Below are 25,287 nucleotides of genomic sequence, written 5' to 3' on the forward strand. Positions count from 1 at the left end.
GTGTGAGACGACGATTCGCCGTGGCGAGCTTCTCCCTCGCCGTCGTGCTCGGCTGCGGAACACTCCCCGCCGCGGCCGCCGCTCCCGCGGACACGAGCCCCTCCGCCCCCGCCGTGGAGGCGCTCGCCGCGCCCGACGTCGACGTGACGAAAGTGCGGGCGCACCTGAGCGAACTCAGCGCCATCGCCGGCCGCAACGGCGGCAACCGCCGCTCCACCACCCAGGGGTACCGCGACTCCGTCGCCTACGTGAAGGGCAAGCTGCAGGCGGCCGGTTACACCGTCACCGAGCAGGCCTGCACCTCCGGCTGCACCAGCGGAGCGGGCCCCAACCTGATCGCCGAGTGGCCGCGGGGCGACGCGAACAACGTCTACCTGTTCGGCGCCCACCTCGACGGCGTCTCGGCGGGCCCCGGCATGAACGACAACGGTTCCGGCTCGGCCGCGCTCCTGGAGAACGCCCTGACCCTGGCCCAGCAGAACCCGGCCATGCGCAACCGGGTCCGCTTCGCCTGGTGGACCGACGAGGAGCAGGGCCTCAACGGCTCGAAGTTCTACGTCCGTTCGCTGTCCTCCACCCAGCGCTCCCAGATCCGGGCGTACTACAACTTCGACATGGTCGCCTCGACCAACGGCGGCTACTTCATCAACCGCATCACCACCTCGGCCGCCGCGCCGATGAAGGCGTACTGGGACGCGCTGGGCCTGCGGCCCGAGGAGAACACCGAGGGCGCGGGGCGCAGCGACGACTACCCCTTCCAGCAGGCCGGCATCCCCACCTCCGGCTACGCGATGGGCGCCAGTGCCCGCAAGACAACCGCCCAGGCCGCCAAATGGGGCGGCACGGCCGGTTCCGCCTACGACCCCTGCTACCACCGGTCCTGCGACACCCTCACCAACGTCAACACCACCGGCCTGAACCACGCGGCCGACGGCATCGCCCACACCCTCTGGCAGCAGGCCGTCTCCTGACGCCGGTCCCCCACCCGGTACTCCGCCCCGCCGCCCCCGCGCGGCGGGGCGGAGTCCGTTCCGGGTGCCCGCGCGCGATGCTGGCAGGGGGACGGCGGGAATACCCCCGGCCCGCGCCACTGCTGTGATCTTCGGAGGTACGACGATGACGACCACGGACGACAACCGGCACCACCGCATCGAGCACGACTCCATGGGAGAGGTGAAGGTACCGGCCGACGCCAAGTGGCGGGCGCAGACGCAGCGGGCCGTGGAGAACTTCCCCGTCTCCGGGCAGCGCCTCGAACGCGCCCACATCGAGGCCCTCGCCCGGATCAAGGGCGCCGCCGCGAAGGTGAACGCGGACCTCGGGGTGCTGGACGAGGAGATCGCCGGGGCGATCGGCACGGCGGCCGCCGAGGTCGCCGAGGGCACCTGGGACGAGCACTTCCCGGTCGACGTGTTCCAGACCGGCTCGGGCACCTCGTCCAACATGAACACCAACGAGGTCATCGCCACCCTGGCGACCGAGCGGCTCGGGCGGGCCGTGCACCCCAACGACCACGTCAACGCCTCCCAGTCGTCCAACGACGTCTTCCCGTCCTCGATCCACATCGCCGCCACCGCCGCCGTCACCCGGGACCTGATGCCGGCCCTGGAGCACCTCGCGGCCTCGCTGGAGCGCAAGGCCGAGGAGTTCGCCGACGTGGTGAAGTCCGGGCGGACGCACCTCATGGACGCCACGCCCGTGACGCTGGGGCAGGAGTTCGGCGGGTACGCCGCCCAGATGCGGTACGGGGTGGAACGGCTGCACGCCTCCCTGCCCCGGCTGGCCGAACTGCCCCTGGGCGGAACCGCCGTCGGCACCGGCATCAACACCCCGCCCGGATTCTCGGCCGCCGTCATCGCGGAGGTCGCCCGGGTCACCGGGCTGCCGCTGACCGAGGCCCGCGACCACTTCGAGGCGCAGGGCGCCCGGGACGGGATCGTGGAGACCAGCGGTCAGCTGCGCACGATCGCCGTCGGGCTGACGAAGATCACCAACGATCTGCGCTGGATGGCCTCCGGCCCCCGCACCGGCCTCGCCGAGATCGCCCTGCCCGATCTGCAGCCCGGCTCCTCGATCATGCCCGGCAAGGTCAACCCGGTCGTCCCGGAGGCCGTCCTCATGGTCTGCGCGCAGGTCATGGGCAACGACGCGGCGGTCGCCACCGCGGGCGCCTCCGGCAACTTCGAACTCAACGTGATGCTGCCGGTCATCGCGAAGAACGTCCTGGAGTCGATCCGGCTGCTCGCCAACGCCTCCCGGCTGCTCGCCGACCGTACCGTCGACGGGATCGTCGCCGACCGCGAGCGGGCCCGCGAGTACGCCGAGTCCTCCCCCTCCGTGGTCACCCCGCTCAACAGGTACATCGGCTACGAGGAGGCCGCGAAGGTCGCCAAGAAGGCACTGGCGGAGCGGAGGACCATCCGCCAGGTGGTCCTGGAGAGCGGGTACGTCGAGCGCGGCGACCTCACCCTGGAGCAGCTCGACGAGGCCCTGGACGTCCTGCGGATGACGCGCCCCTGAACCGTGCGGCTCAGACGTGTGTCCCGTCACGTCCTCGCCCTGCCGCACGGGTGAACCGTGACGGGGACCGCAGCGTCAGGTGCCATGGGCACCTAATATCTGCCCATGGCAGAGGGCGGAGCGACAGGACACGGGAGAGCGGGCGGCCCGCGGCACCCGGACGGAGCGGCGGGCGCCGCGGCGAGCACCCCGAAGGGCTCCGGCGGTCCCGCGGGCCGTTGGGCGCCCGGGACGCAGGTGCTGTGGCGTTACCGGGAGAACGGCGGCGCGCACATCCACATCGCGCGCCCCGTCACGGTCGTACGCGACGATCCGGAACTGCTCGCCGTGTGGATGGCGCCCGGCACCGAGTGCGTGAAGCCGGTGCTCGCCGACGGTACGCCCGTGCACCGGGAACCGCTCCCCACCCGGTACACCAAGCCCCGTACGGTGCGGCACGACCGCTGGTCCGGGACCGGTGTGCTGAAGCTGGCCCGGCCCGGCGACCCCTGGTCGGTGTGGCTGTTCTGGGACACGGGCTGGCGGTTCAAGAACTGGTACGTGAACCTGGAGGAGCCGCTGGCCCGCTGGGCGGGCGGGGTGGACTCCGAGGACCACTTCCTGGACATCTCCGTTCACCCCGACCGCAGTTGGCACTGGCGTGACGAGGACGAGTTCGTCCAGGCCCAGCGGGACGGGCTCGTGGACGCCGCCCTGGCCGGAAGGGTGCGCCAGGCCGGCCGGGACGCGGTGGACGTGATCGCCCGGTGGGGTGCGCCGTTCTCGGACGGCTGGCAGAACTGGCGCCCGGATCCGGCCTGGACGGTACCGTCACTGCCACCGGACTGGGATCACACTCCCGCGCATCTGTCGTCATGAGACTCTTGATGCACCCCGGGGCAAGAAACGTAGGATCGTCCTCCGCAAGGCACGGAGCGGCAGTAACTTCCGTAACACGCGCTGGGCTTGACCGGGCGTCACCGAGGGGCGGCAGGACGTGAGCGAGGGGTACGGCACCACCGGTGCGGGCCGGGGACGGTCGGCGGGCGGCACAGGAACGACCTCCGACCACGCGGGAGTTCCGTTCCGGGGCCACCCGATCCGGGTATCGGAGTTCCGGCGGGACGCACCGCGCGCACGGCGTACGCCCCTGCCCGTTCCCTCACGGGGCAGGCGGGAACACGAGTACTGCGAGTACCACGGGCACCCCGAGTACTTCGGGTACAACAAGTGCTACGAGTACGGCGAGGACAGGGACATGGCCCCGGACGGATGGACTCGACACGCGTGACGGAGCAGCCGACCTCCTACGAGCGCCCGGAACCGGGCGTCACCCCCGCGGATGCCCGCGGGGCGCTCCTGCCCGCCTCGACACCGACTCACGGGCCGGGCATGACATCGTCGTCAACGCCACCCTCGGCATCGGCGTCGGGCCCGGCGGGCGGACCCGCCGCCGAGCACTCCCAGCCGGGCGCCGGGCAGGACGCCGAACCGGACGCGCACCGGCCCCGGCCCACGCCCGAGGGCATCCCGCACCAGCCGGCCGGGGAGTCCGGAACCCCCGGAACCCCCGGAGCCCCCGGAGCCCCCGGAGAACGGGACCACCGGCCCGACGCGCCGGCCGGCCCGGCATCGGACGGCCCGGCCCAGACCCCCCCGTCGCAGGACCGCTCCGCGCGGCTCCCCGACGGGCTGGAGCGGCGCACCGGGCAGGTGACGTCCCCCGGGCGGCCCACGCCGATGCGGCGGGACGGTGACCGGCTGAGGTTCGTCGGCGCCGCGACCCGGCGGATCGCCCGCGGCATCGATCTCGAAGAGATCGTCATGGGGCTGTGCCGGGCCACCGTGCCCACCTTCGCCGACACGATCCTGGTCTATCTGCGCGAGCCGCTGCCGGTCGGCGACGAGCGGCCCACCGGTCCGCTGGTGCTGCGGCTGCGTCGCAGCGACCGGATCCCGGTCGCCCGCGACACCGAGAACGGGTTCGTGCCGGCCGTCCCGCCCGAGCCGTCCGCGCTGGACTCGGTCGGCGCGGAGCGGTGCACGGTGCGGCCCGGCAGCGCGCTCGCCGAAGTGCTGCGCGGCGTACGGCCGGTGTTCACGGACGCGCCCGCCGCCCGGGCCGCGCTGCCCGAACTCCTCGGCGAGCAGGGCGGGTCGGCCGTGCCCGACGGGCAGCGGGCGATCCTCGCGCCGCTGCGCGGCCGGCGCCGGGTGATCGGCGCGGCCCTGTTCCTGCGCGGCCCCGAGCGCACCGCCTTCGAGGCCGACGACCTGCTGGTCGCCGCCCAGCTCGCCACGCACAGCGCCCTCGGCATCGACAAGGCGGTGCTGTACGGGCGGGAGGCGTACATCGCCGACGAGTTGCAGCGCACCATGCTGCCGGAGAACCTGCCGCGCTGCACCGGTGTGCGGCTGGCCTCCCGCTACCTCCCGGCCGCGGAGACCGCGCGGGTGGGCGGCGACTGGTACGACGCCATCCCGCTGCCCGGCAGCAGGGTCGCGCTGGTGGTCGGCGACGTCATGGGGCACTCCATGACCTCCGCCGCGATCATGGGTCAACTGCGCACCACCGCCCAGACCCTGGCCGGGCTCGACCTGCCTCCGCAGGAGGTGCTGCACCACCTGGACGAGCAGGCGCAGCGGCTCGGCGCGGACCGCATGGCGACCTGCCTGTACGCGGTGTACGACCCGGTCGCGCACCGCATCACCATCGCCAACGCCGGTCATCCGCCGCCCATCCTGCTGCCCCTGGGCGGCCGGGCCGAGGTGCTGCGGGTGCCCGCGGGTGCCCCGATCGGGGTCGGCGGCGTGGACTTCGAGGCCGTGGAGCTGGAGGCTCCCGCCGGGGCGACGCTGCTGCTCTACACCGACGGGCTGGTCGAGTCGCGGCTGCGGGACGTGTGGACCGGCATCGACCAGTTGCGCGACAAGCTCGCCGCGACCGCGCAGCTGACCGGTCCGGATCATCCGCCGCCGCTGGAGGCGCTGTGCGACGAGGTGCTCGACATGCTCGGTCCGGGCGACCGGGACGACGACATCGCGCTGCTCGCCGCCCGCTTCGACGGGATCGCGCCGAGCGATGTGGCCTACTGGTTCCTGGAGCCGGAGGACGCCGCTCCCGGCCGGGCCCGCCGCCTCGCCCGCAAGGCGCTGTCCCGGTGGGGTCTGGAGGAGCTGACCGATTCGGTGGAGCTGCTGGTCAGCGAGGTGGTGACCAACGCGGTGCGGTACGCCACGCGGCCGGTGACCCTGCGGCTGCTGCGGACGGACGTCCTGCGCTGCGAGGTCGGTGACGACGTGCCGCAGCTGCCCCGGCTCCGGCAGGCGCGCGCCACGGACGAGGGCGGGCGCGGCCTGTACCTGGTCAACCGGCTGGCCCGGCGCTGGGGCGCGACCCGGCTGAGCACCGGCAAGGTGGTGTGGTTCGAACTGAACCACGGCGGCTGAACGACGGCCGTAGGGCACGAAGAGGCCCGAAAAGACCCGAAGAAGCCCGAAGAGGTGGGGGGCACCCGGTGTTGTCACCGGGTGCCCCCCACCTCTTCCTCGTCCCGTCTACTCCTCCGCGCGGTCCGTCGGCTTGCCCGAGTCCTCCGGGACCTCGATCGTCGGCGGGGTGAAGGGCGGAGACGTCGGCGCCTCGGTCGTCGGCTCCTCGGTCGGGGGCTCGGTGGTGGGCGCCTCCGTCGTCGGCTCCTCGGTCGGGGGCTCGGTGGTGGGCGCCTCCGTCGTCGGCTCCTCGGTCGGGGTGTCCGACGGCGTCGGGCTGGAGGACGACGGCGACGGGGGCGGCTTGACGGCCGCGCCCTGGCTGGTCTCCAGGTCGAACCTGCTGGTCTTCTCCATCACGCCGAAGGTGTACGCGGACCAGATCTGCGCCGGGAAGCCACCGCCGTTGACCCGCTCCTCGCCGCCCGCGCCGTACATCTCGACCTGCGGGTGCGGGGGCTTGTCGTCCTCGCCGAACAGACCGACCGTGGTGACCAGGTCGGGGGTGTAGCCGGCGAACCACGCCGACTTGTTGTTGTCGGAGGTACCGGTCTTGCCGGCGACCTGCTGGCCGGCGCGCAGCGGATGCTCCCGGACGGCCGCGCGGGCCGTGCCGTCGTCGACCACGCCGGTCAGGACCGAGGTCACGGTGTCGGCGGCCTCGCGGCTGATGACCTGCTCGCCGACCGCGTCCGGGACGGTGACGGTGCGGTCGAGGTGCTCCGCCGACTTCAGGATCGTCGGGGTGGTCTTCTTGCCGTGGTTGTCGAGAGTGGCGTAGACGCCGGCCATCTCCAGCGGGCTCGCGCCCATCGAGCCCAGGGTCTGGGCGGGCACCGCCTCCAGCTTCTCGACGTTCATGCCGAGCTTGCCGGCGGTCTCCATCACCTTCTCCATCCCGATGTCGACGCCCATCTGCGCGAAGACGGAGTTGACGGACTTGTTCATGCCCGTCTGGACGGTGATGTCGCCGTAGTCGACGTCGCCCTGGTTCTCCGGGGTGAACCCGACCTTCCTGCCGTTGTCCTCGACGGGGCGCTTGCTGGTGCCGTCGTAGACGGTGTTGGCCGTGATCGGCTCGCCGTCCTGGGTCTCGGCCTGCTCCTCGATCGCGGCGGCCAGGATCACCGGCTTGAAGGTGGAGGCGGGCTGGTAGTCGGCGCGGGTGGCGTTGTTCATGTAGTGCTTGAGGTAGTCCACGCCGCCGTACATCGCCACGACCGCGCCCGTCTTCGGGTCCACGGACACGGCGCCGGCCTGGACGTCGGCGTCGACCTTGCGTGCCTTCGGGTCCAGCTTGTCGGTCAGCTGGGCCTTGACCGCCTTCTCCAGCGCCGCCTGCTTCTTCTTGTCGATGTTGAGCGTGATGGTCCAGCCGCCGAGGTCCACCAGGGCATCGGCCTGCTTGGCGTCCTCGACGGCGCCCTCGGCGACCAGCTGCCGCTTCAGGGCGTTGTTGGCCGCCTCCACCAGGTAGCCGGTCTGGCCCGCCATGCCCGGGTTGCCCTTGGGGTTCTCCGGCACCGGGAACTCCATGCCGGACCGCTCGGAACCGTCCAGCCAGCCCTGCTCGACCATGTTGTCCAGCACGTAGTTCCAGCGGTTCTTGACCAGCTTCTTGCCGGTCTCCGAGGCGACCGCCCAGTCGTACTGGCTCGGTGCCTGGAGGAGCGCGGCGAGGTAGGCGCCCTGCTCGACCTCGAGGTCCTCGCTGTCGACGCCGTAGTAGGCCTGCGCGGCGGCCTGGACACCGTAGGCGCCGCGGCCGTAGTAGCTGGTGTTCATGTAGCCGGCGAGGATGTAGTCCTTGGACTTCTCCTGGTCCAGCTTCAGGGAGATGACGAGTTCCTTGAACTTGCGGGAGACCGTCTGGTCCTGGGTCAGGTAGTAGTTCTTCACGTACTGCTGGGTGATCGTCGAACCGCCTTGCGCGCCCTTGCCGGAGACGGTGTTGAGCAGTCCGCGCGCGGTGCCCTTGAGGTCGACACCGGCGTCCTTGTAGAACGTCTTGTTCTCGGCGGCGACGAAGGCCCGCTGGACCTCCTTGGGAACCTGCGCCAGGTCGACGACCTCACGGTTGACCTTGCCGTTGCGGGCCATGATCGAGCCGTCGCTGTACTTGTAGACGCTGCTCTGCTCCTGGGCGTCGGCGTTCCCCTCGGGGATGTCGATCACCATGTACAGCACGATGAAGGCGCCCATGCCGAGCAGGCAGAGCCCGAAGAACGTGCCGAGGATCTTCCTCCAGGTGAACAGGCGGCGTATCCGGCCCTGGCCCTGCCCGCCCGACGAACGGCCCTCGGATGCCGCACGGTGCCCCCCGCGCTGTCGTGCGCGTCGTTCTTCCGCTCGTCCCATGGGTCCGCTCTGCTCCGCTTCGTTCATGTGTGCGTGACTGCCACACGGATTCGCCACTCAGGTCAACTCCGCAAGCTAACACCGAGAGGTATGACAAACGGCTGCCGATCCGGTCTTTACGGACGTGACAATCAGCACCCGCCCCACTGGAACCGACGTGCGAAGGGTGGCCAAGGTTGCCATGACCCGTTAAAGTGATATCACTTGGATAGGCAGGCGCTAGCGGCACGAAACCGTGCGGCGGGCGCCCCGAAAGGCGGGGGAACACCCATGTCCACACATGACGCGCAGGTCACGGCCGTGGTGCCGGAGATGCCGGCACCACGCGTACGGGAGAAGGCGGCGCACAGCATCGGCGGCGGGCTGGCCCTGATCCTCGGACTGGCCGGGCTGCTGCTCGGCATCGGGCTGGCCGTCAGCGCCGCGGCGGTCACCGGGGACGGACTGAAGGCCCTGCTGATCATCAGCGGCATCCTGATCGCCATAGCCGCGTTCCTCGCGATGTGCGGGCTGAACATGGTGGCGCCGGGCGAGGCCCGCGTGGTCCAGCTCTTCGGGCGGTACCGGGGCACGATCCGGCAGGACGGCCTGCGCTGGGTGAACCCCTTCACCTCGCGCACCAAGATCTCGACCCGCGTACGCAACCACGAGACCGCGGTCCTCAAGGTGAACGACGCCTACGGCAACCCCATCGAGCTCGCCTCGGTCGTGGTGTGGCGGGTGGAGGACACCGCGCAGGCCACCTTCGAGGTGGACGACTACGTCGAGTTCGTCTCCACCCAGACCGAGGCCGCCGTCCGGCACATCGCCATCGAGTACCCCTACGACGCCCACGAGGAGGACGGCCTCTCGCTGCGCGGCAACGCCGAGGAGATCACCGAGAAGCTCGCGGTCGAGCTGCGCGCCCGGGTGGAGGCGGCCGGCGTCGAGATCATCGAGTCCCGCTTCACCCACCTCGCCTACGCGCCCGAGATCGCCTCGGCGATGCTCCAGCGGCAGCAGGCGGGCGCGGTCGTGGCGGCCCGGCAGCTGATCGTGGAGGGCGCCGTGGGCATGGTCGAGACGGCACTGGCCCGGATCACCGAGCACGACATCGTGGAGCTGGACCCCGAGCGCAAGGCCGCGATGGTGTCCAACCTGATGGTGGTGCTCTGCGGCGACCGCGCCCCGCAGCCGGTCCTCAACACGGGGTCCCTCTACCAGTGACCACCCCCTCCGATCCCCCCTCCGAGGGCAAGGCCCCTCGGCGCAGGCCGCAGCAGCAGCGCAAGCAGGTGCTGCTGCGGCTGGACCCGCTGGTGTACGAGGCGCTGGCGCGGTGGGCCAACGACGAGCTGCGCTCGGCCAACGCGCAGATCGAGTTCCTGCTGCGCCGCGCCCTCGCGGAGGCGGGCCGCCTCCCCGGCGAGGCGGGCCCCCTCCCCCGCCGAGGCCGCCCCCCGGCCCAGCCGCCCGGCACACAGCCTCCCGCCCAACCTTCTGGCGACACCCCTCCCGGGCCCACGCCACCTCAGTGACAGAACCGTGACAACGGGCCCCCACCTGGGCTTCCGCACCCTCTCCGGCGCTCTGCACACGCGGTGTATACACGGAGCGTATACACCGTGTGTAGAGTCCTTCGCATGTCCATCGGTCACACCCTCCTCGGGCTCCTGGAGTCCGGCCCCCGCCACGGTTACGACCTGAAGCGGGCCTTCGACGCGACGTTCGGTCACGACCGGCCGCTGCACTACGGCCAGGTCTACTCGACGATGTCCCGCCTGCTGAAGAACGGGCTCGTCGAAGTCGACGGCATCGAGGCCGGCGACGGCCCCGAGCGCAAGCGGTACGCGATCACCGAGGCCGGCGTCACCGACGTCGCGCGCTGGCTCGCCACACCGGAGAAGCCGGAGCCGTACCTCCAGTCGACGCTCTACACCAAGGTGGTCCTCGCGCTGCTCACCAGCCGCGACGCCGCCGACATCCTCGACACGCAGCGTTCCGCGCATCTGCGCGGCATGCGCGTCCTCACCGAGCGCAAACGCCAGGGCGACCTGGCCGACCAGCTCATCTGCGACCACGCCCTTTTCCACCTCGAGGCCGATCTGCGCTGGCTGGAACTCACCGCCGCGCGCCTCGACAAGCTCCGTGAGGCGGTCACCCGATGACGATCCCCGCCGGATCCCTGCTCGTCGCCCGGGACCTGCGCAAGGCGTACGGTCCGACCACCGCGCTGGACGGCGCCGCGTTCTCCATCCACCCCGGCGAGGTGGTCGCCGTGATGGGTCCCTCCGGGTCGGGCAAGTCGACCCTGCTGCACTGCCTCGCCGGGATCGTCACCCCCGACTCCGGCTCCATCACGTACGACGGGCGCGAACTGACCGCGATGAACGACTCCGAGCGCAGCAGGCTCAGGCGCTCGGAGTTCGGCTTCGTCTTCCAGTTCGGCCAGCTCGTGCCGGAGCTGACCTGCGTGGAGAACGTCGCCCTGCCGATGCGGCTGAACGGCACGCCCCGCAAGGAGGCCGAACGGGCCGCCCTGTCCTGGCTCGAACGCCTCGAGGTGGACGACGTGCGCAGGAAGCGGCCCGGTGAGGTCTCCGGCGGTCAGGGCCAGCGGGTCGCCGTGGCCAGGTCGCTGGTCACCGGCCCGCGGCTGCTGTTCGCCGACGAGCCGACCGGCGCGCTGGACTCGCTCAACGGCGAGCGCGTGATGGAACTGCTCACCGAGGCCGCCCGGTCCACCAACGCCGCCGTCGTCCTCGTCACCCACGAGGCGCGGGTCGCCGCGTACTCCGACCGCGAGATCGTCGTGCGCGACGGGAAGTCCCGGGACATGGAGCACGCCGTATGAGCGAGACCGAGGAGCGGGTCCGCACCGCCCCCGCCGTCCCCGCGGCCCGCACCGAGCCGAAGCTCCGTGCCGTGGCCCGGGACCTGGGCATGGGCCTGCGGTTCGCCCTGGCCGGCGGACGGGAGGGATGGGTCCGGGCCCTGCTCACCGGCGTCGGCGTCGGCCTCGGGGTGGCACTGCTGCTGCTCACCGCCGCCCTGCCCGGCGTACTGACGGAGCGGGACCGGCGGGGGGAGGCGCGGCTCGACTGGCCCTTCAGCACGGAGGTCGTACCACAGGCCGACGACACGCTGCTCATCGCGCGTACCGACACCGAGTTCCGGGACCAGGACATCCGCGGCCGGCTTCTTGAGGCGGAGGGCCCCCAGGCCCCGCTGCCGCCGGGTCTGAGCAAGTTCCCCGCGGTCGGCGAGATGATCGTCTCCCCCGCGCTGAAGGACCTGCTCGCATCGGACGACACGGGTCTGCTGCGTGAGCGGCTGCCGCACGACATCACCGGGACGATCGGCGAGCAGGGGCTCATCGGTTCGCAGGAGCTCGCCTACTACGCGGGCGGCGCGGGGCTCGCCGGAGAGATCAACTCGTCGGCGGTGCGCCTCGACACCTTCGGCACCCCGGCCGGGCAGGCCTCCGAGGAGGAGAACGACCCGGTGCTCATGCTCCTGGTCCTGGTCGTCTTCGTGGTGCTGCTGACGCCGGTCGCCGTGTTCATCGCGACCGCCGTACGGTTCGGCGGGGAGCGGCGCGACCGCAGGCTGGCGGCGCTGCGGCTGGTCGGCTCCGACGCCGCGGCCACCCGGCGGATCGCGGCGGGCGAGGCGCTCGCCGGGTCGTTGCTCGGACTGGTCCTCGGTACGGTCTTCTTCCTGATCGGACGGGAGGTCGCCGCCTCCGTCGAGATATTCCGCATCAGCGTGTTCCCGAGCTATCTGAACCCCTCGCCGCTGCTGGCGCTGCTGGTCGCGGTGGCTGTTCCGGCCGCCGCGGTGCTGGTCACGCTGCTCGCGATGCGCGGGGTCGTCATCGAACCGCTGGGCGTGGTGCGCACGGCACGGCCGGCCCGGCGCCGGCTGTGGTGGCGGCTGCTGCTGCCGCTGGCCGGCGTCGTGATGCTCTATCCGATGGTCGGACAGGGCCGCGAGAACGGGGAGTTCAACGAGTACCTGGTCGCCGGTGGTGTCCTGCTGCTGCTCATCGGGATCACCGCGCTGCTTCCGTGGATCGTGGAGGCGGTCGTCTCCCGGCTCGGCAAGGGCAGCGTGTCGTGGCAACTGGCGGTACGCCGCCTGCAGTTGAGTAGCGGCGCGGCGGCCAGGATGGTCAACGGGATCGCGGTGGCGGTGGCCGGCGCGATCGCGCTCCAGATGCTGTTCGCCGGCGTCGAGGGTGACTACACCGAGGACACCGGGCTCGACGTGTCGCTGGCCCAGGCGCAGGTGAGTCTGCCGGACGGTCAGGAGCTCGCCCCCGCCGCCGACAGGCTGGCGGACACCAAGGGGGTGAGCAAGGTCTACGCGCTGTCCTACGGCTACGTCGCCGAACGGCCCTGGGAGGAGCAGGAGCCGGGTGAGGTCGCCGTCGTGACCGTCGCCGACTGCGCGACCCTGCGCACGGTGGCGGAGTTCCCCTCGTGCGAGGACGGCGACGTGTTCGCGGTGTCGGGCGCCGAGTACGACACCGGCACCGCGGTGCTGAACCGGCCGGGCCAGGACCTCCACTTCGAGGTGTCCGACCCCTCGACCGCCTCCGGCTACGGCAAGGGCTTCCGCTGGGCGGTCCCCGGGGGCGTCAAGCAGGCCCGGTCGATTCCGGACCCGGCGAGCCATGAGCGCGGTGGCTTCCTGCTGACCCCGGGCGCGGTGCCGGCGGGGATGACGGCCATGCTCTCCGCCGAGCTCTACCTCGAGGTCGACGACTCGGTGCCGTACGCCATGGAGCACGTGCGCAACACGGCCGCCGCGATCGACCCGTTGACGGACACGGCCAGGTGGACCGCCCTCAAGCGTTCCTCCTCCTACGACACCATCCGCACCGGCCTGTTCGTCGGCGCGGCCTGTGTCCTGCTGCTGATCGGGGTGAGCCTGCTGGTCTCCCAGCTGGAGCAGTTGCGCGAACGCCGCAAGCTGCTGTCGGCGCTGGTCGCCTTCGGCACCCGGCGGCGCACGCTGAGCCTGTCGGTGCTGTGGCAGACGGCCGTCCCGATCGGTCTGGGGCTGCTGCTGGCCGCGGCGGTGGGCGTCGCGCTGGGCGCGGTCCTGCTGCGGATGACCGGGACGTCGGTACGGGTGGACTGGGCGAGCCTGTTCCAGATGACCGGCGTCGGGGCGGGCGTCGTCCTGGCGGTGACCCTGCTGAGCCTGCCGCCCCTGCTGCGCATGATGCGCCCGGACGGCCTCCGCACGGAGTGACCGGCGCGGCGGCCGGTCCCGGGCAGCCACGGGGTGCCCGGGACCGGCCGCCGCCCCTGGCAGCATGGAACGCGTCCGGCCCACGGGAGGCCCGGGAAGCCCGGGATGCCTTCGCCGCCCAGAGGAGCGTGTCCGCCATGTCGTTCGAGTCCCTCAAGTCCCGCCTCCCCGACTACGCCCGGGACCTGACGCTCAACCTGGACGCGGCCATCGGCCGCTCGGACCTGCCGGTCCAGCGGCTGTGGGGCACGGTGCTGTCGACGGCGATCGCCTCGCGCTCGGCCGTCGTCCTGCGCGAGCTGGAGCCGGAGGCGCGGGCGGTCCTGTCGCCCGAGGCGTACCGGGCGGCGAAGACCACCGCCTCGGTGATGGCGCTGAACAACGTCTTCTTCCGGACCCGCCACCTGCTGTCGGACAAGGAGTACGGCAACCTGCGCACGGGCCTGCGGATGAACGTCCTCGGCGACCCGGGCGTCGACCGGGTCGACTTCGAGTTCTGGGCGTTCGCGGTCTCCGCGGTCAACGGCTGCGGACTGTGCCTCGACGCGCACGAGTCGGTGCTGCGCAAGGCCGGCGTCGAACGCGAGGTCGTCCAGGAGGCGATCAGGATCGCCGCGGTGGTCCAGGCCGTCGCCGCCACGCTGGAAGCGGAGGCGGCCCTCGCGGAGTGACTCCGCGGACCCTCCTTCCCCCTCCCCGGCGGGCCCGGTCACCCCGAAGGTGTCCGAGCCCGCTGTCCCGCACCACCACCGTGCCGTTCCCGCCCTACCGTTCCTGAAGACTGAGCAGGAGCGAGCCCACTCGGTCGCACGCCCCGAACGGTCTTGGGCGCACTGGTCCCCGGCGTATTCGACCCCGGGGCGGCGACACGCATCCTGTGCGTGGTCCGGGCCCGGGAGGCCGGTTCCCTCACGACCTGGCCATATGGGTGTGGCCAGAGGCGACGGGGAGGCCCCGAACCATCACTCCGGTGGAGCGGGGGCCCCGCACGCTGACGCCACACCCGGCGTCCCAGATCGCACGCTCACGCTAGCCCAGTCGGCCCAGGGCACCACAAGCTCACGAACGAACCATCACACGATCGAGCTAACGCGACCTCGTGCGCACTCCCCGGCGAGCAGTTACCCACCCCGTGGATCCTCCGGCGGCACCGGACCCGGCGGCTCCGGAGGCGCCGGGGGCACCTGCGGTACCGGCGGCCCGTGGTGGCTCATGGCCGCCGAGACCGCCGTGGCGCCCCGGGGCCTGGGAGCGAGACGTACGGACGTCTCCCGCGCGTACGCGTTCAGATAGCCCACGACGGTGTTCGTCACCGCGACCAGCGGTACGGCGACCACCGCACCGCCGATCCCGGCCACCATCCCGCCGGTCGCGACCGCCAGTACCACCGCGAGCGGATGGACGCGCACCGCGCGTCCCAGGATGAACGGCTGGAGGATGTGGCCCTCTATCTGCTGCACCGCCAGGACCACCACCAGCGTCATGACCGCCGTGAACACGCCCTGGGTGACCAGCGCGACGACCACGGCCAGCGCCCCCGACACCACCGCGCCGACGAGCGGGATGAAGGAGAACAGGAAGATGAAGACGGCGAGCGGCACCGCCATCGGCACGTTCAGGAAGTAGATGCCGAGACCGATGAAGATCGCGTCGATCAGCGCCACCACCACCGTGCCGCGCACATACGCCGTCAGCGTCCGCCAGGCGGCCGGCCCCGCCCCGGCGACACCCGGGCGGGCGGCGGCGGGCACCAGCTTCAGCGTCCACTCCCAGATGCGCTTGCCGTCGTAGAGCAGGAAGAGCGTCGAGAAGACCGCGAGCAGGATGCCGGTGAGCGCCTCGACGACGACCGTCACGCCCTCCAGGCCCGCCGAGGTGATCTGCTCGGTGTTGGCGCCGACCGCCTCACGCAGGTTCTTGGCGATCTCGTTGATCTGCTTGTCGGTGACGTGGAAGGGGCTGTTGAGCAGCCAGTTGCGCAGCTCGTCGATGCCGTCCTGGATCTGGTCGGAGAGGGTGTCGATGTTCTCCATGACCTGCCAGGTCACGAACCAGCCGATGAGGCCGATGACGACGAACCCGAACAGCGCGGTCAGCGCCGTGGCCGGGCCGCGCGGCAGCCCGAGCTGCCGCAGCCAGGCCACCGTCGGCTGCAGCAGCGCCGTGATCAGCAGCGCGGCGACGAAGGCCAGCACCACCAGTTGGACGGCGCCGATGATCCGCATGAGCACCCAGACCGTGCCCGCGAGCACCAGCAGGCGCCAGCCGGCCTCGGCGGCGACCCGTACGCCCCACGGCACGGCCTGGGCGGGGTCGGGACGGGAGGGAACGACAGGAGCCGGAGGGACAGCGTGTCCGGAATCGGCTGCGGGGGTGTGGCCGCCGGGCAGCGCGGGGGCCCGGTCGGCGGGTGCGGCGGCCGGTCCGGCCGGCTCGGTCGTCCCGGCGTGCCCCGGAGTGTCCCGGCTCTCCCGTTCCATCTCGGCGCGGCGCTCTTCCAGCCGCCTGCTCGCTTCGGTCAGTCGGGTTCCGACCCGGCCGAGCCATCCTGGCACTCGTGACATGAACCGTCCCCTGCCCCCGTTGCGCACCACCACTCCCCCTGGAGTCGTCGCACCGACCGTACAGGGCGAGAGCCCCACACCTTGAGGACGGTGTGGGGCTCTGCCGAGGTTGAGCGGGACCGCGGGACGGCGGGTCCGGCACGATCCGGAAGGATCTCAGTACCAGTGGTTGGCCTGCCAGAACGACCAGGCGCCGCAGGGGCTGTCGTAGCGGTCGTTCATGTAGTTGAGGCCCCACTTGATCTGGGTGGCCGGGTTAGTCTGCCAGTCGGCGCCGGCCGAGGACATCTTGGAGGCCGGCAGCGCCTGGACGAGACCGTAGGCGCCGGAGGAGGGGTTCATGGCCTTGTAGTTCCAGGTGGACTCGCGCTGCACGATGTTGCTGAAGCACTGGAACTGGTCGGCCGGAATCATCTGCCGGGCCATCGCCTGGACCTGGGCGACGGTGTACGAGCTCTGGACCGCGAAGTCGGAGGCGGAGGCGGACGCCGTCTTGGAACGGCTGGCGGCCTTCTCGGCCTCCGCGCGCTCCTTGGCCTCCTTGGCGGCCTGGGCCTCCTTGGCCGCCTGATCGGCGGCTTCCTTCTTCTTGGCGATCGCGGTCTCGGCGGCGGCCTTGCGGGCTGCCTCCTCCGCGTCCTTCTTGGCACTCGTGTCCGCGGCGATGGCCATGGTTTCGGCCTGCTGCGTCAGGGATGCGGTCTGCACCTGGACCTGCTGGCCCGCGGGGATGTCCGCGAGCAGCGTGGCGCCGGCTGCCGTCGCTTCGAGGTCGTCGTTGGTCTGCGCGGTACTGCCCGACGCAACACCGACAACGCTTCCGACAGCGGTGACCGCCGTGGCCGAGGCCACTGCGAATCCCCGGACCGAAATCCGGCTCACACGGTTTCCTTCCAGCATCGACCGCTTCGGTGACCCTCGCGGACGCAATCGTGCCCCCTGGCACTGGCCTCCCCAACTCGGGTCACGGAAGGCACGGGCCCGACGGGCAACTCCCGAACGGGAGCGCCGTGTGGTGCTCGGGCGGCATACGACGACGCTATGCAGTTGGCGCTGGTGCCTGTGTGGCGTCTCACCGCTGGGGGTGAGACTGTGTCGCATGCGGGGCCTGACAGGAGTGAGACTCTGCCGTAATCCGGAGGCGCGAGGCAATTCCATCGCGCGTGTGAAAGCTCACATCTCGTTTGCCCTTGGAGATTCCCGGAAAGCCGCACGCGCGCCGACGCCGCCCGGCTAGGCTCTTCGCCTTTCCGGACGGCGTCAACTGCCGTGCTGTCGAACCCTGTTCGGAGACGGGGCCAAAAAGGTCCAGCCACCCCACAGGGTCCTTTGAAGAACCCTCCCGGCCTATCGGACCAAGGGGAGCGACAGGCCGCGAAGCGCCCCATACAACCCGTACGGCCCATCGGGTTCAAATCGGGCACGTATCGGGAGTGGACGTGTCAGAGCTGTCCGTCCTCCAGCATCTCGGTCACCAGGGCGGCGATCTGGGACCTCTCGGACCGGTTCAGGGTCACGTGCGCGAAGAGCGGATGTCCCTTCAGCTTCTCGACGACGGCGACCACACCGTCGTACCGGCCCACCCGGAGGTTGTCCCGCTGGGCGACGTCGTGGGTCAGGACGACCCGCGAATTGGCGCCGATCCGGGACAGCACGGTCAGCAGTACGTTCCGTTCCAGTGACTGCGCCTCGTCGACGATCACGAACGCGTCGTGCAGCGAGCGGCCCCGGATGTGCGTGAGCGGCAGGACCTCCAGCATGCCGCGCGCGGTGACCTCCTCGATGACCTCGCGGCTGGTGACCGCGGACAGCGTGTCGAAGACGGCCTGCGCCCAGGGGCTCATCTTCTCGGCCTCGCTGCCGGGCAGATAGCCGAGCTCCTGCCCGCCCACCGCGTACAGCGGGCGGAAGACCATCACCTTCTGGTGCTGCCTGCGCTCCAGCACCGCCTCCAGTCCCGCGCACAGCGCCAGCGCCGACTTGCCGGTGCCGGCCCGGCCGCCCAGGGACAGGATTCCCACGTCCGGGTCGAGCAGCAGGTCGAGCGCGATCCGCTGCTCGGCGCTCCTGCCCTTGATGCCGAACGCCTCCCGGTCGCCGCGCACCAGACGGACGTCACCCTCGGGCGTGACCCGGCCGAGGGCCTTGCCGCGCTCGGAGTGGATGGTCAGCCCCGTGTGCACGGGCAGGTCGGCCGCTTCGGGCACGTAGATGTGCCCCTCCTCGAAGAGGATGTCCACCTGCTCGGCGGCCAGGTTCAGTTCGGACATCCCGGTCCAGCCGGAGGCGTCCGTGACGGCGAGCTCCGCACGGTACTCCTCGGCGAGGAGACCCACGGAGGACGCCTTGATCCTGAGCGGGAGGTCCTTCGACACCACGGTGACGTCGAATCCCTCGGCCTGCAGATTGCGGGCGACCGCGAGGATGCGGGAGTCGTTGTCCCCCAGGCGGTAGCCACTGGGCAGCACGCTGGGGTCCGAGTGGTTGAGCTCGACACGCAGGGTTCCGCCGAGGTCCCCGATCGGGAGGGGAGCGTCGAGACGGCCGTACCGCACCCGGTAGTCGTCGAGCAGGCGCAGCGCCTGCCGGGCGAAGTAGCCGAGTTCGGGATGGTTCCGCTTGGCCTCCAACTCCGTCACCACAACGACGGGAAGCACGACCTCGTGCTCGTCGAAGCGGCTCAGGGCGTTGGGGTCGGCCAGCAGAACGCTGGTGTCGATGACATAGGTGCGCCGGTCGGGCTTGTGGCGCTGTGTGCTGGTCACCACGGAAGGACGTACCCCCTCGGAAGAGGTCGGGGAGCGACGGAGCGGAGCTGGACCGGTCGACGGCGCCGATGCACGGGCCGAGAACCGGCCCCCCGCTGCTTCGTCCGTGCCGTGACCGCACGGTCGGGCTGGTGCAAAGGGCCTCCCGGGCGGACGGCCCCGGGCCGCCCGCTGAGATCCGACACCCGTGGTTCGGGTGTCGACCTGTCTGAGTTATGCCCTCTAACAATCGCCGTCATGCCAGACCGTACGGCGGCGCCCCGATGAACTCCCCGTTACGCGGGGACGGCCTCAGCCGCCGAAACGCCGGTGACGAGCGGCGTAGTCGCGCAGGGCCCGCAGAAAGTCGACCTTGCGGAAGGCCGGCCAGAAGACCTCGCAGAAGTAGTACTCCGCGTGAGCGGTCTGCCAGAGCATGAATCCGGACAACCGCTGTTCACCACTCGTACGGATGACGAGGTCCGGGTCGGGCTGGGCCTTGGTGTACAGGTGACGCCCGATCATGTCGACGTCGACGGCCTCGGCGAGCTCCTCCATCGAGGTGCCCTTCTCGTGGGCCTCGAGCATCATGGAGCGCACCGCGTCGGCGATCTCCTGGCGACCGCCGTACCCGATGGCGACGTTGACCACTATGCCGTCGACCTGCGCGGTGGCCTCCTCGGCCCCCTTGAGCGTGGCCTGCATCGCGGGCGGCAGCAGGTCCGGCGTGCCGACATGGTGCACCTGCCAGCGGCCGTCGGCGGCGAGGGTGCGGACGACGTCCTCGATGATGCCGAGGAGCGGGACGAGTTCGTCCTCCGGCCGGTCGAAGTTGTCCGTCGACAGCAGCCAGAGCGTGACGACCTCGACGTCGGTCTCGGTGCACCAGCCGAGGAACTCCCCGATCTTGTCCGCGCCGGCCCGGTGGCCGTGGACGGTGCTGGAGCCGGAGGCCTTCGCCCAACGGCGGTTGCCATCCATGATGACGCCGATGTGCTTGGGCACCTGAGCGGGGTCCAGGTGGCCTTCCACCCGGCGTGCGTACAACCTGACCAGTAGGCCGCGCAGCTTGTCGCGCAGGTTCACGTGATCGTCAGCCCCTCCGTACGGATCGGACAGGAGCGGCACCCGCAGCGATCCACGGCATGCGGCACGCTCTCGGCCGCGGGCGAATCCTGTCCCTCTGGCAGCCCCCGGACGCGAAGCCTACCCCCGTAGGGGGAGGGCCCAGAAAAACGGGCCGGTCCGTGGGGGGGGATACGGACCGGCCCGAGGGGGGGTTTCCACCATAACCCTTCGTGAGTGATGCTGCGCGCATCGGCGGGCAACAACTACTCTCCGAAACCACCCGGCGACGCCCCGACGGCTATGGAATCCCGCATTCCGGGCAGGTCGGCGGCCGAAATGAAGCCGTTTCGCCGGGAAGAAACAGGTGATATACGGACATCGAGCCCGGCGTGGCGCGGCCCCACCCGCGACCGACCCCACCACACCCACCCTTCCGGCCGTCCCTCCCACGGGTGACCCCACCGGGAACGCCCACTTGACCCCGCCTCCATGACGGAGCGGCGGGACGGAGGAGTGGACGGCGCCGAAGGTGCAGGAGACGCTGAAGGTGAGGGAGGGGTCGCGCAGTCCCCCCCACTGCGCGACCCCTCCCGCGCAGCTTTGCCCACGCGAATGTCGACAACGTGAACACAGTCCGGCCGACGGCCCACAACCGAACCACACGGTGTCGGCCGGAGCCCTGGGTCACAGTCCGCAGGAGCCGCGGTCGAGGTGGAAGTACCGGGCGTTGGCCCAGCGGCACAGCCCGATACCGACGGCGACGCCGACGAGGGTGACCAGGGCGGGCAGGTATCCGCTGGCGACCTGGACGATCGGGATCGCCGGGCAGCCACCCGAGATCGCCCAGCCCGTACCGAACAACACCGCGCCGGGGATCACACCGGCGTGGATGCGCCCCGGGGTGCGGCGGACCCGCAGCAGAGCGAACACGCACACGATGATCCCGACGGCGCCCGCGAAGGAGAAGAACATGCGCAGGTCCTGGAAGGTGAACATGCGGTTCAGCTCGGCGTAGTCACCGAAGCCGATGTTGGTGACGGTGAAGCCGAGGGCCAGTCCGGTGATGATGTTGGCCAGCAGGATCGTGCCCCGGGTGCGCATCAGATCACCTTCCACAGGAGGAACGACACCGCGACGGCGGTGCCGAAGAAGACAGCGGTCGCCACGATGCTGACCGGGCGCAGACGGCCGCAGCCGCTGAGTCCGTGGCCGGAGCTGCACCCGCCGGCCAGTCGGGTGCCGAAGCCGACCAGCACGCCGCCCAGGAACAGCAGGCCGATCATGGCAGCCGGGTCGGCGGTGACCAGGTCCTTGAAACCCGGGCCCATGTCGAAGCGGAGCTGGAACCGTCCGGAGGCGACCGCGGCAATCAGTCCGCCGAGGAAAATCGACACCAGCAGGGCGGCCTGGGTGACCAGCGGGACCGGACGCAGGCTCGCGGCCGACGGGCTCTCACTCGGCGTCGGCTCGCTGTCCGACTCGAGCGGCTGCGGCTTCCCGTACGCGACCGGCGGCGAGGTGGTCACGCCGGAGCCGGAACCGGAACCGGGGCGGGTACCGAAGTGCTCCGCGGTGGCTGCGGCGAGCGCGTCGGCGAGAGCTCGATCGTCGGCGAACTCCTCGTCCATCCGCTCGATGCGGCGTTCGCTGCGCCAGTGCAACACGCGGTCCCACGCCGACGACACCCCGAAGGACCGGTCGGTGAGGAGGGTGTAGGTGACGGTGACCAGAGCAAGTCCGACAGCGCCTGCCCACCAGGGCCAGTAGGTACTCATGCGGGGCCTCTCATCCAGTCGGCGAACCGGGCCCACCAGCCGCGCTTCGGGCGGGTGGCTCTCCGCGTGTGCCGAACGACGTGCTCCGGTGGGTGGGGCGTCCGTGCGCGTGGTGACGGTTGGTCATGCAGGGCGGAGGCCGACGGGGGTACCGGTTCGAACGGGGGCACGCTCCCCGGAGCCGTCGGCGGGGTGTGCCGGGGGGCCTGGCTCGGGGTCGTCATGCCGAGCTCGTTCGCGTCGGCCACGGGTTCGAGATGCCGTGCACGGGCTCCATTGGGCAGCAGGCTGATGGGCACGGGCTCGCCGGTGAGCGCCAACTGGTAGCGCGCACAGTCGTGCCACTCGCCCACGCTGTCGCAGTAGTAGTCGCGCCAACCCTGCAAGCTCGCCCTGAGGAGCGGGAACAGGGGACATCCTGCGGCGTGCGAGCAACTCACGTCGCTCCCTCCTGACCGGCAAGCAGCGCCCGTTCGGGGTGGGCGGTTGCCGTTCTCGGTGTTTGTCCTGGCTGCGCTCGGTCGACGATCTCAAAGAATCAAGAATGCAGGCGCAGCGCCATACTTCGACTTTCCGTCGCCACGTTCAGGCGCGATGCAACCACTGTTCCGGCATCATGGGCAACTTCAGGAAGCTTTTCCCGCAGACCAGTTGACAGCACACGGCCAGTTGCGCGAAGCGACCAATACTCTCGCCCCTCTCTCTTGTCCGGACATTCGGGGGCATCGGCGAGGTCATTTGGATCACTATTCGGCCCGACAATCGCACTCCCGTCGAAGAAATTCGGCCACTTATGGAGAGGCTGCAAACACTGAAGTCATTTATGGCGCATGTGTGAATGTCTCAGTCGGCCATCGTGACCGCCGGGGCGGCCCCGGCCGTCCCCCCGTCCCGCACGTGCTCAGGAGCTGACTTCCGAGGCCTGGCGGGAATAGGTTCGGTGCGGACGGTTGATCGTTCGGTGGTGGAGCGAAGGGGCGGGGTGGGTCGGTGATGGCGCGCTGGTATGACGGGCGTGGGGAGTTGGTCGTCCCCGGCGACGACGACCGGCCTGCCGTACGCGTGCCGCTGGAGATCGCCGGCTCCTATCGGGCGCGCACCAAGGGACTGTTGGGGCGGGATGCCCTCGACGGCGCGCTGCTCCTCTCCCCCGCCAACAGCATCCACACCTTCCGTATGCGCATGCCCATCGACGTCGCCTACCTCGACCGGCGTCTTTGCGTCATCGCCGTGCGCACCATGCCGCCGGGGCGGCTCGGGCTGCCGAGGGTCCGGGCGCGGCATGTCATCGAGGCCGAGGCGGGGGCGATGGCGGGGTGGGGGTTGCGCGCCGGAGTGCAGGTGACGGTGTCGCCGGACGCCGGCGGAGGTGGTGACGGCGGGGGTGGTGACGGCGGGCGCCTTTAGGGCTCCCCGGCCGCGTACGCCCGCGCCCCCGCCCTGGGGAGCACCGCCCACATACGGGTTCCTCCGCCCGGTTCCCTCGCGTCCCCGAAGCCCCAGTCACCGGAGCACGCCTTGACCACGCAGGCGAGTACCCGCAGTGCGGCTCGTCGACGTGCGTCGCAGGCCGCGGCCAGCCGGGGGTGCGTGTGGCGGGAGTGGGCGTCGTAGAGGACCACGCGGAGGGTGCCGTCCCGGTAGCGGAGGGAGAGGTACACCTCGGCGGCGGGCGTCAACCGGCATGAGCACGCGGCCAGTTCACCGACCACCTGGACCGCCGCGTCCATGACGTCGGCCAGGCCGTGGGCCCGCAGGATCGTCCGGGTCGCGGCGCGGGCGATCGCGGGACTCTGCGGCGCGGCGGGGAGCGTGAAGCTGTAGGCGAGGGCGTCGGGAGACGGCGGGGCGGTCGGCCGGTCGGCAGTGGCCTCGACCGGGCAGAGGGATGTGGATTTGTGCATGGCAACTCCCTGGGAATGACGGCTGATTCGGCTCCGGCCGGTGGCTTGTCTCCCTGACGCGGACACACCCCTCCCAGGGCAGGAGGGCACGGGTGGGCTCGCGTGATGCGCTTCCGGTCGGTACGGATCGTGTCTGACCTGTCGCCAACAGTAGAAGAGCGTGGTGGCACATTGCCACCCACTTGCCGTATTTGCCACCCGTATGGGTGGACCTGTCGGGCGGCCAAGGGGCAGACTGACGCCGCGACTACCGGAGGAAGTGAGAGATGCCGCCGAGGGCGATGCCCACTCAACGCCAGAGACGACTGGGCGCGGAGCTGCGGAAGATGCGTCTCGCAGCAGAGGTCTCGACGGAGTACGCCGCCGGGCTGCTCGGCCTCGACCGGACGAAGATCTCCAACATCGAGGCAGGGGTACGGACCATCACCCCCGAACGCCTGCGGACCCTCGCGTGCAACTACGACTGCCGCGACGAGGCGTACGTCAACGCCCTCGCCGACATGGCCGGTGACCGGACGCGGGGCTGGTGGGAAGCGTATCGGGGCCAACTCCCTGCAGCGCTGCTGGACATTGCCGAGATGGAGTGGCGCGCCAGAAAGGTCCGGGGCGGCCTGGCTCTGCACGTGCCGGGCCTGTTGCAGACCGACGCCTACGCGCGCAAGCTGTTCGCCGCCGCTCTGCCGCCGCTGTCACCGGCCGAGATCGAACTGCGAGTGGCACATCGCATGCAGCGTCAGCAGGTCCTGCATCGGGAGAGCCCGATCGCGTACGTCGGCTACGTGCACGAGGCCGCGCTACGCATCGAGTTCGGTGGCGTGAAGACCATGCGGGCACAGCTCGATCACCTCTGTGACCTGTCGGAGCTCGCGAACATCGACGTGCGGGTGATCCGCTTCAAGGCAGGAGCCTTCCCCGGCGCCGGTCAAGGCCTCACCTACGCGGAGGCAGTGGTGCCCCTGCTCGACACGGCAGAACTGGACTCGGCCCACGGTCCGGAGTTCCTTCACGGCCAGTCCCAACTTGCCAAGTACCGTGCCCACTTGGACTGGATGGATCAGGCTTCACTCTCGTCAGCCGATTCACGCGACTTCATCCACGACATCGCCAGCGATTTCTGAGGAGCGAACCATGGCGGACATCGCCTGGGAAGAGCCGTACTGCGCCGAGGGTGCCAACTGCTTCCGCATAGGCACCGACAGCGAGGGCAACGCCTACATCGCCGTCGCCGGCCAGGAGGACCAGCCCCTCACCGACACGCGGGAAGCCCTCCGCAACCTCATCCTGGAAATCAAGGCAGGCAAGGCGGACCACCTGCTGTGAGCCGTAAGGCGGCGAATCATCGAAGAGGGGCGTCCGATGCCCGTCAGATCCCGCACGAGTAGGGGTGCGGTACCGCTGGAAAGGCCGGCCTTCGAGTCCGAGCTGCGATGGTGTCCTTGCGGGTGGCGCACGGGATCTGAAGGTGGTGCCGCAGGTCGGGGCCGGTCGTGCTGCCCGGCGGGCGACGTTCCGCGACCGCTCGGTGGGGCGGCGGCCTCGACATGGGTGCTGCCGGGACACTCCCCCACGCGCGGGGAGGACACACCGTCCCGAAGTCGTGAGCACTTCGGCCGCTACTGTCCTGATACCGCTCATCTGA

At 70.8% G+C, this 25,287-nt stretch carries 22 protein-coding genes; 14 read left to right on the forward strand and 8 right to left on the reverse strand.

The genetic code is table 11. The features are described 5' to 3' along the window. Positions 1 to 2: 2 nt before the first annotated feature. The 5 genes from ACTWJ9_RS11435 to ACTWJ9_RS11455 all read left to right on the forward strand — a co-directional run bounded on the left by ACTWJ9_RS11435 (position 3) and on the right by ACTWJ9_RS11455 (position 5,949). Positions 3 to 971 (forward strand): M28 family metallopeptidase, encoded by a 969-nt coding sequence (locus tag ACTWJ9_RS11435; protein ID WP_443295649.1) that lies wholly within the window; start codon positions 3 to 5, stop codon positions 969 to 971. A gap of 145 nt (positions 972 to 1,116) precedes the next feature. After that, complete coding sequence (locus ACTWJ9_RS11440) at positions 1,117 to 2,520, forward strand: class II fumarate hydratase (RefSeq protein ID WP_443295650.1); 1,404 nt, start codon at positions 1,117 to 1,119, stop codon at positions 2,518 to 2,520. Positions 2,521 to 2,625: 105 nt separating this feature from the next. Next, positions 2,626 to 3,378, forward strand: a complete 753-nt coding sequence (fomD, locus tag ACTWJ9_RS11445; protein ID WP_279334153.1) for a cytidylyl-2-hydroxypropylphosphonate hydrolase — start codon at positions 2,626 to 2,628, stop codon at positions 3,376 to 3,378. A gap of 118 nt (positions 3,379 to 3,496) precedes the next feature. Beyond that, the gene (locus ACTWJ9_RS11450) at positions 3,497 to 3,790 is read left to right on the forward strand and encodes a hypothetical protein (RefSeq protein WP_279334154.1); all 294 of its coding nucleotides are present in this window, start codon (positions 3,497 to 3,499) and stop codon (positions 3,788 to 3,790) included. Then, on the forward strand, positions 3,772 to 5,949 hold the full coding sequence (locus ACTWJ9_RS11455; RefSeq protein WP_443295651.1) for a SpoIIE family protein phosphatase: 2,178 nt from the start codon (positions 3,772 to 3,774) through the stop codon (positions 5,947 to 5,949). Before ACTWJ9_RS11450 ends, ACTWJ9_RS11455 begins: the two co-directional genes overlap by 19 nt. Before the next feature lie 108 nt (positions 5,950 to 6,057). Here ACTWJ9_RS11455 and ACTWJ9_RS11460 read toward each other — a convergent pair whose 3' ends face one another. Next, on the reverse strand, positions 6,058 to 8,349 hold the full coding sequence (locus tag ACTWJ9_RS11460; RefSeq protein WP_279334156.1) for a transglycosylase domain-containing protein: 2,292 nt from the start codon (positions 8,347 to 8,349) through the stop codon (positions 6,058 to 6,060). Between the two features lie 270 nt (positions 8,350 to 8,619). On the opposite strand from ACTWJ9_RS11460, the gene ACTWJ9_RS11465 reads away from it, so the two are divergent. The 6 genes from ACTWJ9_RS11465 (at position 8,620) to ACTWJ9_RS11490 (ending at position 14,261) form a co-directional block, all read left to right on the forward strand. Then, the gene (locus tag ACTWJ9_RS11465; protein ID WP_279334157.1) at positions 8,620 to 9,555 is read left to right on the forward strand and encodes an SPFH domain-containing protein; all 936 of its coding nucleotides are present in this window, start codon (positions 8,620 to 8,622) and stop codon (positions 9,553 to 9,555) included. After that, positions 9,552 to 9,866 carry a hypothetical protein gene (locus ACTWJ9_RS11470; RefSeq protein WP_443295652.1) on the forward strand — a complete coding sequence of 105 codons (315 nt, stop codon included), beginning with the start codon at positions 9,552 to 9,554 and terminating at the stop codon, positions 9,864 to 9,866. The genes ACTWJ9_RS11465 and ACTWJ9_RS11470 overlap by 4 nt, the downstream gene beginning before the upstream one ends. 105 nt (positions 9,867 to 9,971) lie before the next feature. After that, positions 9,972 to 10,496, forward strand: coding sequence for a PadR family transcriptional regulator (locus ACTWJ9_RS11475; RefSeq protein WP_279334159.1), 525 nt, complete (start codon positions 9,972 to 9,974; stop codon positions 10,494 to 10,496). Continuing rightward, positions 10,493 to 11,182, forward strand: a complete 690-nt coding sequence (locus ACTWJ9_RS11480; protein WP_443295653.1) for an ABC transporter ATP-binding protein — start codon at positions 10,493 to 10,495, stop codon at positions 11,180 to 11,182. Before ACTWJ9_RS11475 ends, ACTWJ9_RS11480 begins: the two co-directional genes overlap by 4 nt. Then, entirely contained in the window at positions 11,179 to 13,590 is a 2,412-nt protein-coding gene (locus tag ACTWJ9_RS11485) for an ABC transporter permease (protein WP_443295654.1), read from the forward strand. The genes ACTWJ9_RS11480 and ACTWJ9_RS11485 overlap by 4 nt, the downstream gene beginning before the upstream one ends. 137 nt (positions 13,591 to 13,727) lie before the next feature. After that, the gene (locus ACTWJ9_RS11490) at positions 13,728 to 14,261 is read left to right on the forward strand and encodes a carboxymuconolactone decarboxylase family protein (protein WP_279334161.1); all 534 of its coding nucleotides are present in this window, start codon (positions 13,728 to 13,730) and stop codon (positions 14,259 to 14,261) included. A gap of 450 nt (positions 14,262 to 14,711) precedes the next feature. On the opposite strand, the gene ACTWJ9_RS11495 is transcribed toward ACTWJ9_RS11490, so the two are convergent. The 6 genes from ACTWJ9_RS11495 to ACTWJ9_RS11520 all read right to left on the reverse strand — a co-directional run bounded on the left by ACTWJ9_RS11495 (position 14,712) and on the right by ACTWJ9_RS11520 (position 21,744). Further along, the gene (locus ACTWJ9_RS11495) at positions 14,712 to 16,154 is read right to left on the reverse strand and encodes an AI-2E family transporter (RefSeq protein ID WP_443295655.1); all 1,443 of its coding nucleotides are present in this window, start codon (positions 16,152 to 16,154) and stop codon (positions 14,712 to 14,714) included. A gap of 156 nt (positions 16,155 to 16,310) precedes the next feature. Beyond that, entirely contained in the window at positions 16,311 to 17,036 is a 726-nt protein-coding gene (locus ACTWJ9_RS11500; RefSeq protein ID WP_279334163.1) for a transglycosylase SLT domain-containing protein, read from the reverse strand. A gap of 560 nt (positions 17,037 to 17,596) precedes the next feature. Beyond that, positions 17,597 to 18,922, reverse strand: coding sequence for a PhoH family protein (locus ACTWJ9_RS11505; RefSeq protein WP_387040272.1), 1,326 nt, complete (start codon positions 18,920 to 18,922; stop codon positions 17,597 to 17,599). A gap of 291 nt (positions 18,923 to 19,213) precedes the next feature. Then, positions 19,214 to 19,987 carry an isoprenyl transferase gene (locus ACTWJ9_RS11510; RefSeq protein ID WP_279334165.1) on the reverse strand — a complete coding sequence of 258 codons (774 nt, stop codon included), beginning with the start codon at positions 19,985 to 19,987 and terminating at the stop codon, positions 19,214 to 19,216. A gap of 666 nt (positions 19,988 to 20,653) precedes the next feature. Further along, positions 20,654 to 21,070 carry a YeeE/YedE thiosulfate transporter family protein gene (locus ACTWJ9_RS11515; protein WP_279334166.1) on the reverse strand — a complete coding sequence of 139 codons (417 nt, stop codon included), beginning with the start codon at positions 21,068 to 21,070 and terminating at the stop codon, positions 20,654 to 20,656. Next, complete coding sequence (locus ACTWJ9_RS11520; protein ID WP_388703063.1) at positions 21,070 to 21,744, reverse strand: YeeE/YedE family protein; 675 nt, start codon at positions 21,742 to 21,744, stop codon at positions 21,070 to 21,072. The genes ACTWJ9_RS11515 and ACTWJ9_RS11520 overlap by 1 nt, the downstream gene beginning before the upstream one ends. Positions 21,745 to 22,737: 993 nt before the next feature. On the opposite strand from ACTWJ9_RS11520, the gene ACTWJ9_RS11525 reads away from it, so the two are divergent. Beyond that, the gene (locus ACTWJ9_RS11525) at positions 22,738 to 23,151 is read left to right on the forward strand and encodes a DUF192 domain-containing protein (RefSeq protein WP_443295656.1); all 414 of its coding nucleotides are present in this window, start codon (positions 22,738 to 22,740) and stop codon (positions 23,149 to 23,151) included. Here the strand turns inward: ACTWJ9_RS11525 and ACTWJ9_RS11530 are convergent. Then, positions 23,148 to 23,648, reverse strand: coding sequence for an ATP-binding protein (locus ACTWJ9_RS11530; RefSeq protein ID WP_443295657.1), 501 nt, complete (start codon positions 23,646 to 23,648; stop codon positions 23,148 to 23,150). The genes ACTWJ9_RS11525 and ACTWJ9_RS11530 overlap by 4 nt on opposite strands. Positions 23,649 to 23,914: 266 nt before the next feature. On the opposite strand from ACTWJ9_RS11530, the gene ACTWJ9_RS11535 reads away from it, so the two are divergent. Both ACTWJ9_RS11535 and ACTWJ9_RS11540 read left to right on the forward strand, forming a co-directional pair. Beyond that, positions 23,915 to 24,766 (forward strand): helix-turn-helix domain-containing protein, encoded by an 852-nt coding sequence (locus tag ACTWJ9_RS11535; protein WP_443295658.1) that lies wholly within the window; start codon positions 23,915 to 23,917, stop codon positions 24,764 to 24,766. Between the two features lie 10 nt (positions 24,767 to 24,776). Then, on the forward strand, positions 24,777 to 24,968 hold the full coding sequence (locus tag ACTWJ9_RS11540) for a hypothetical protein (RefSeq protein WP_443295659.1): 192 nt from the start codon (positions 24,777 to 24,779) through the stop codon (positions 24,966 to 24,968). The last annotated feature ends 319 nt before the right edge of the window (positions 24,969 to 25,287 follow it).

It is taken from the genome of Streptomyces sp. GDS52 (genome assembly GCF_052246875.1).
Classification (GTDB): domain Bacteria; phylum Actinomycetota; class Actinomycetes; order Streptomycetales; family Streptomycetaceae; genus Streptomyces; species Streptomyces cathayae.

Bases quoted from the DNA above. Each gene is read 5' to 3' on its own strand.
- ACTWJ9_RS11440 (WP_443295650.1), top strand. From the start codon at position 1,117: ATGACGACCACGGACGACAACCGGCACCACCGCATCGAGCACGACTCC.
- fomD (WP_279334153.1), top strand. From the start codon at position 2,626: ATGGCAGAGGGCGGAGCGACAGGACACGGGAGAGCGGGCGGCCCGCGG.
- ACTWJ9_RS11455 (WP_443295651.1), top strand. From the start codon at position 3,772: ATGGACTCGACACGCGTGACGGAGCAGCCGACCTCCTACGAGCGCCCG.
- ACTWJ9_RS11460 (WP_279334156.1), bottom strand. From the start codon at position 8,349: ATGGGACGAGCGGAAGAACGACGCGCACGACAGCGCGGGGGGCACCGT.
- ACTWJ9_RS11465 (WP_279334157.1), top strand. From the start codon at position 8,620: ATGTCCACACATGACGCGCAGGTCACGGCCGTGGTGCCGGAGATGCCG.
- ACTWJ9_RS11475 (WP_279334159.1), top strand. From the start codon at position 9,972: ATGTCCATCGGTCACACCCTCCTCGGGCTCCTGGAGTCCGGCCCCCGC.
- ACTWJ9_RS11480 (WP_443295653.1), top strand. From the start codon at position 10,493: ATGACGATCCCCGCCGGATCCCTGCTCGTCGCCCGGGACCTGCGCAAG.
- ACTWJ9_RS11485 (WP_443295654.1), top strand. From the start codon at position 11,179: ATGAGCGAGACCGAGGAGCGGGTCCGCACCGCCCCCGCCGTCCCCGCG.
- ACTWJ9_RS11490 (WP_279334161.1), top strand. From the start codon at position 13,728: ATGTCGTTCGAGTCCCTCAAGTCCCGCCTCCCCGACTACGCCCGGGAC.
- ACTWJ9_RS11495 (WP_443295655.1), bottom strand. From the start codon at position 16,154: ATGTCACGAGTGCCAGGATGGCTCGGCCGGGTCGGAACCCGACTGACC.
- ACTWJ9_RS11515 (WP_279334166.1), bottom strand. From the start codon at position 21,070: ATGCGCACCCGGGGCACGATCCTGCTGGCCAACATCATCACCGGACTG.
- ACTWJ9_RS11520 (WP_388703063.1), bottom strand. From the start codon at position 21,744: ATGAGTACCTACTGGCCCTGGTGGGCAGGCGCTGTCGGACTTGCTCTG.
- ACTWJ9_RS11525 (WP_443295656.1), top strand. From the start codon at position 22,738: ATGGCGCGCTGGTATGACGGGCGTGGGGAGTTGGTCGTCCCCGGCGAC.
- ACTWJ9_RS11530 (WP_443295657.1), bottom strand. From the start codon at position 23,648: ATGCACAAATCCACATCCCTCTGCCCGGTCGAGGCCACTGCCGACCGG.
- ACTWJ9_RS11535 (WP_443295658.1), top strand. From the start codon at position 23,915: ATGCCGCCGAGGGCGATGCCCACTCAACGCCAGAGACGACTGGGCGCG.
- ACTWJ9_RS11540 (WP_443295659.1), top strand. From the start codon at position 24,777: ATGGCGGACATCGCCTGGGAAGAGCCGTACTGCGCCGAGGGTGCCAAC.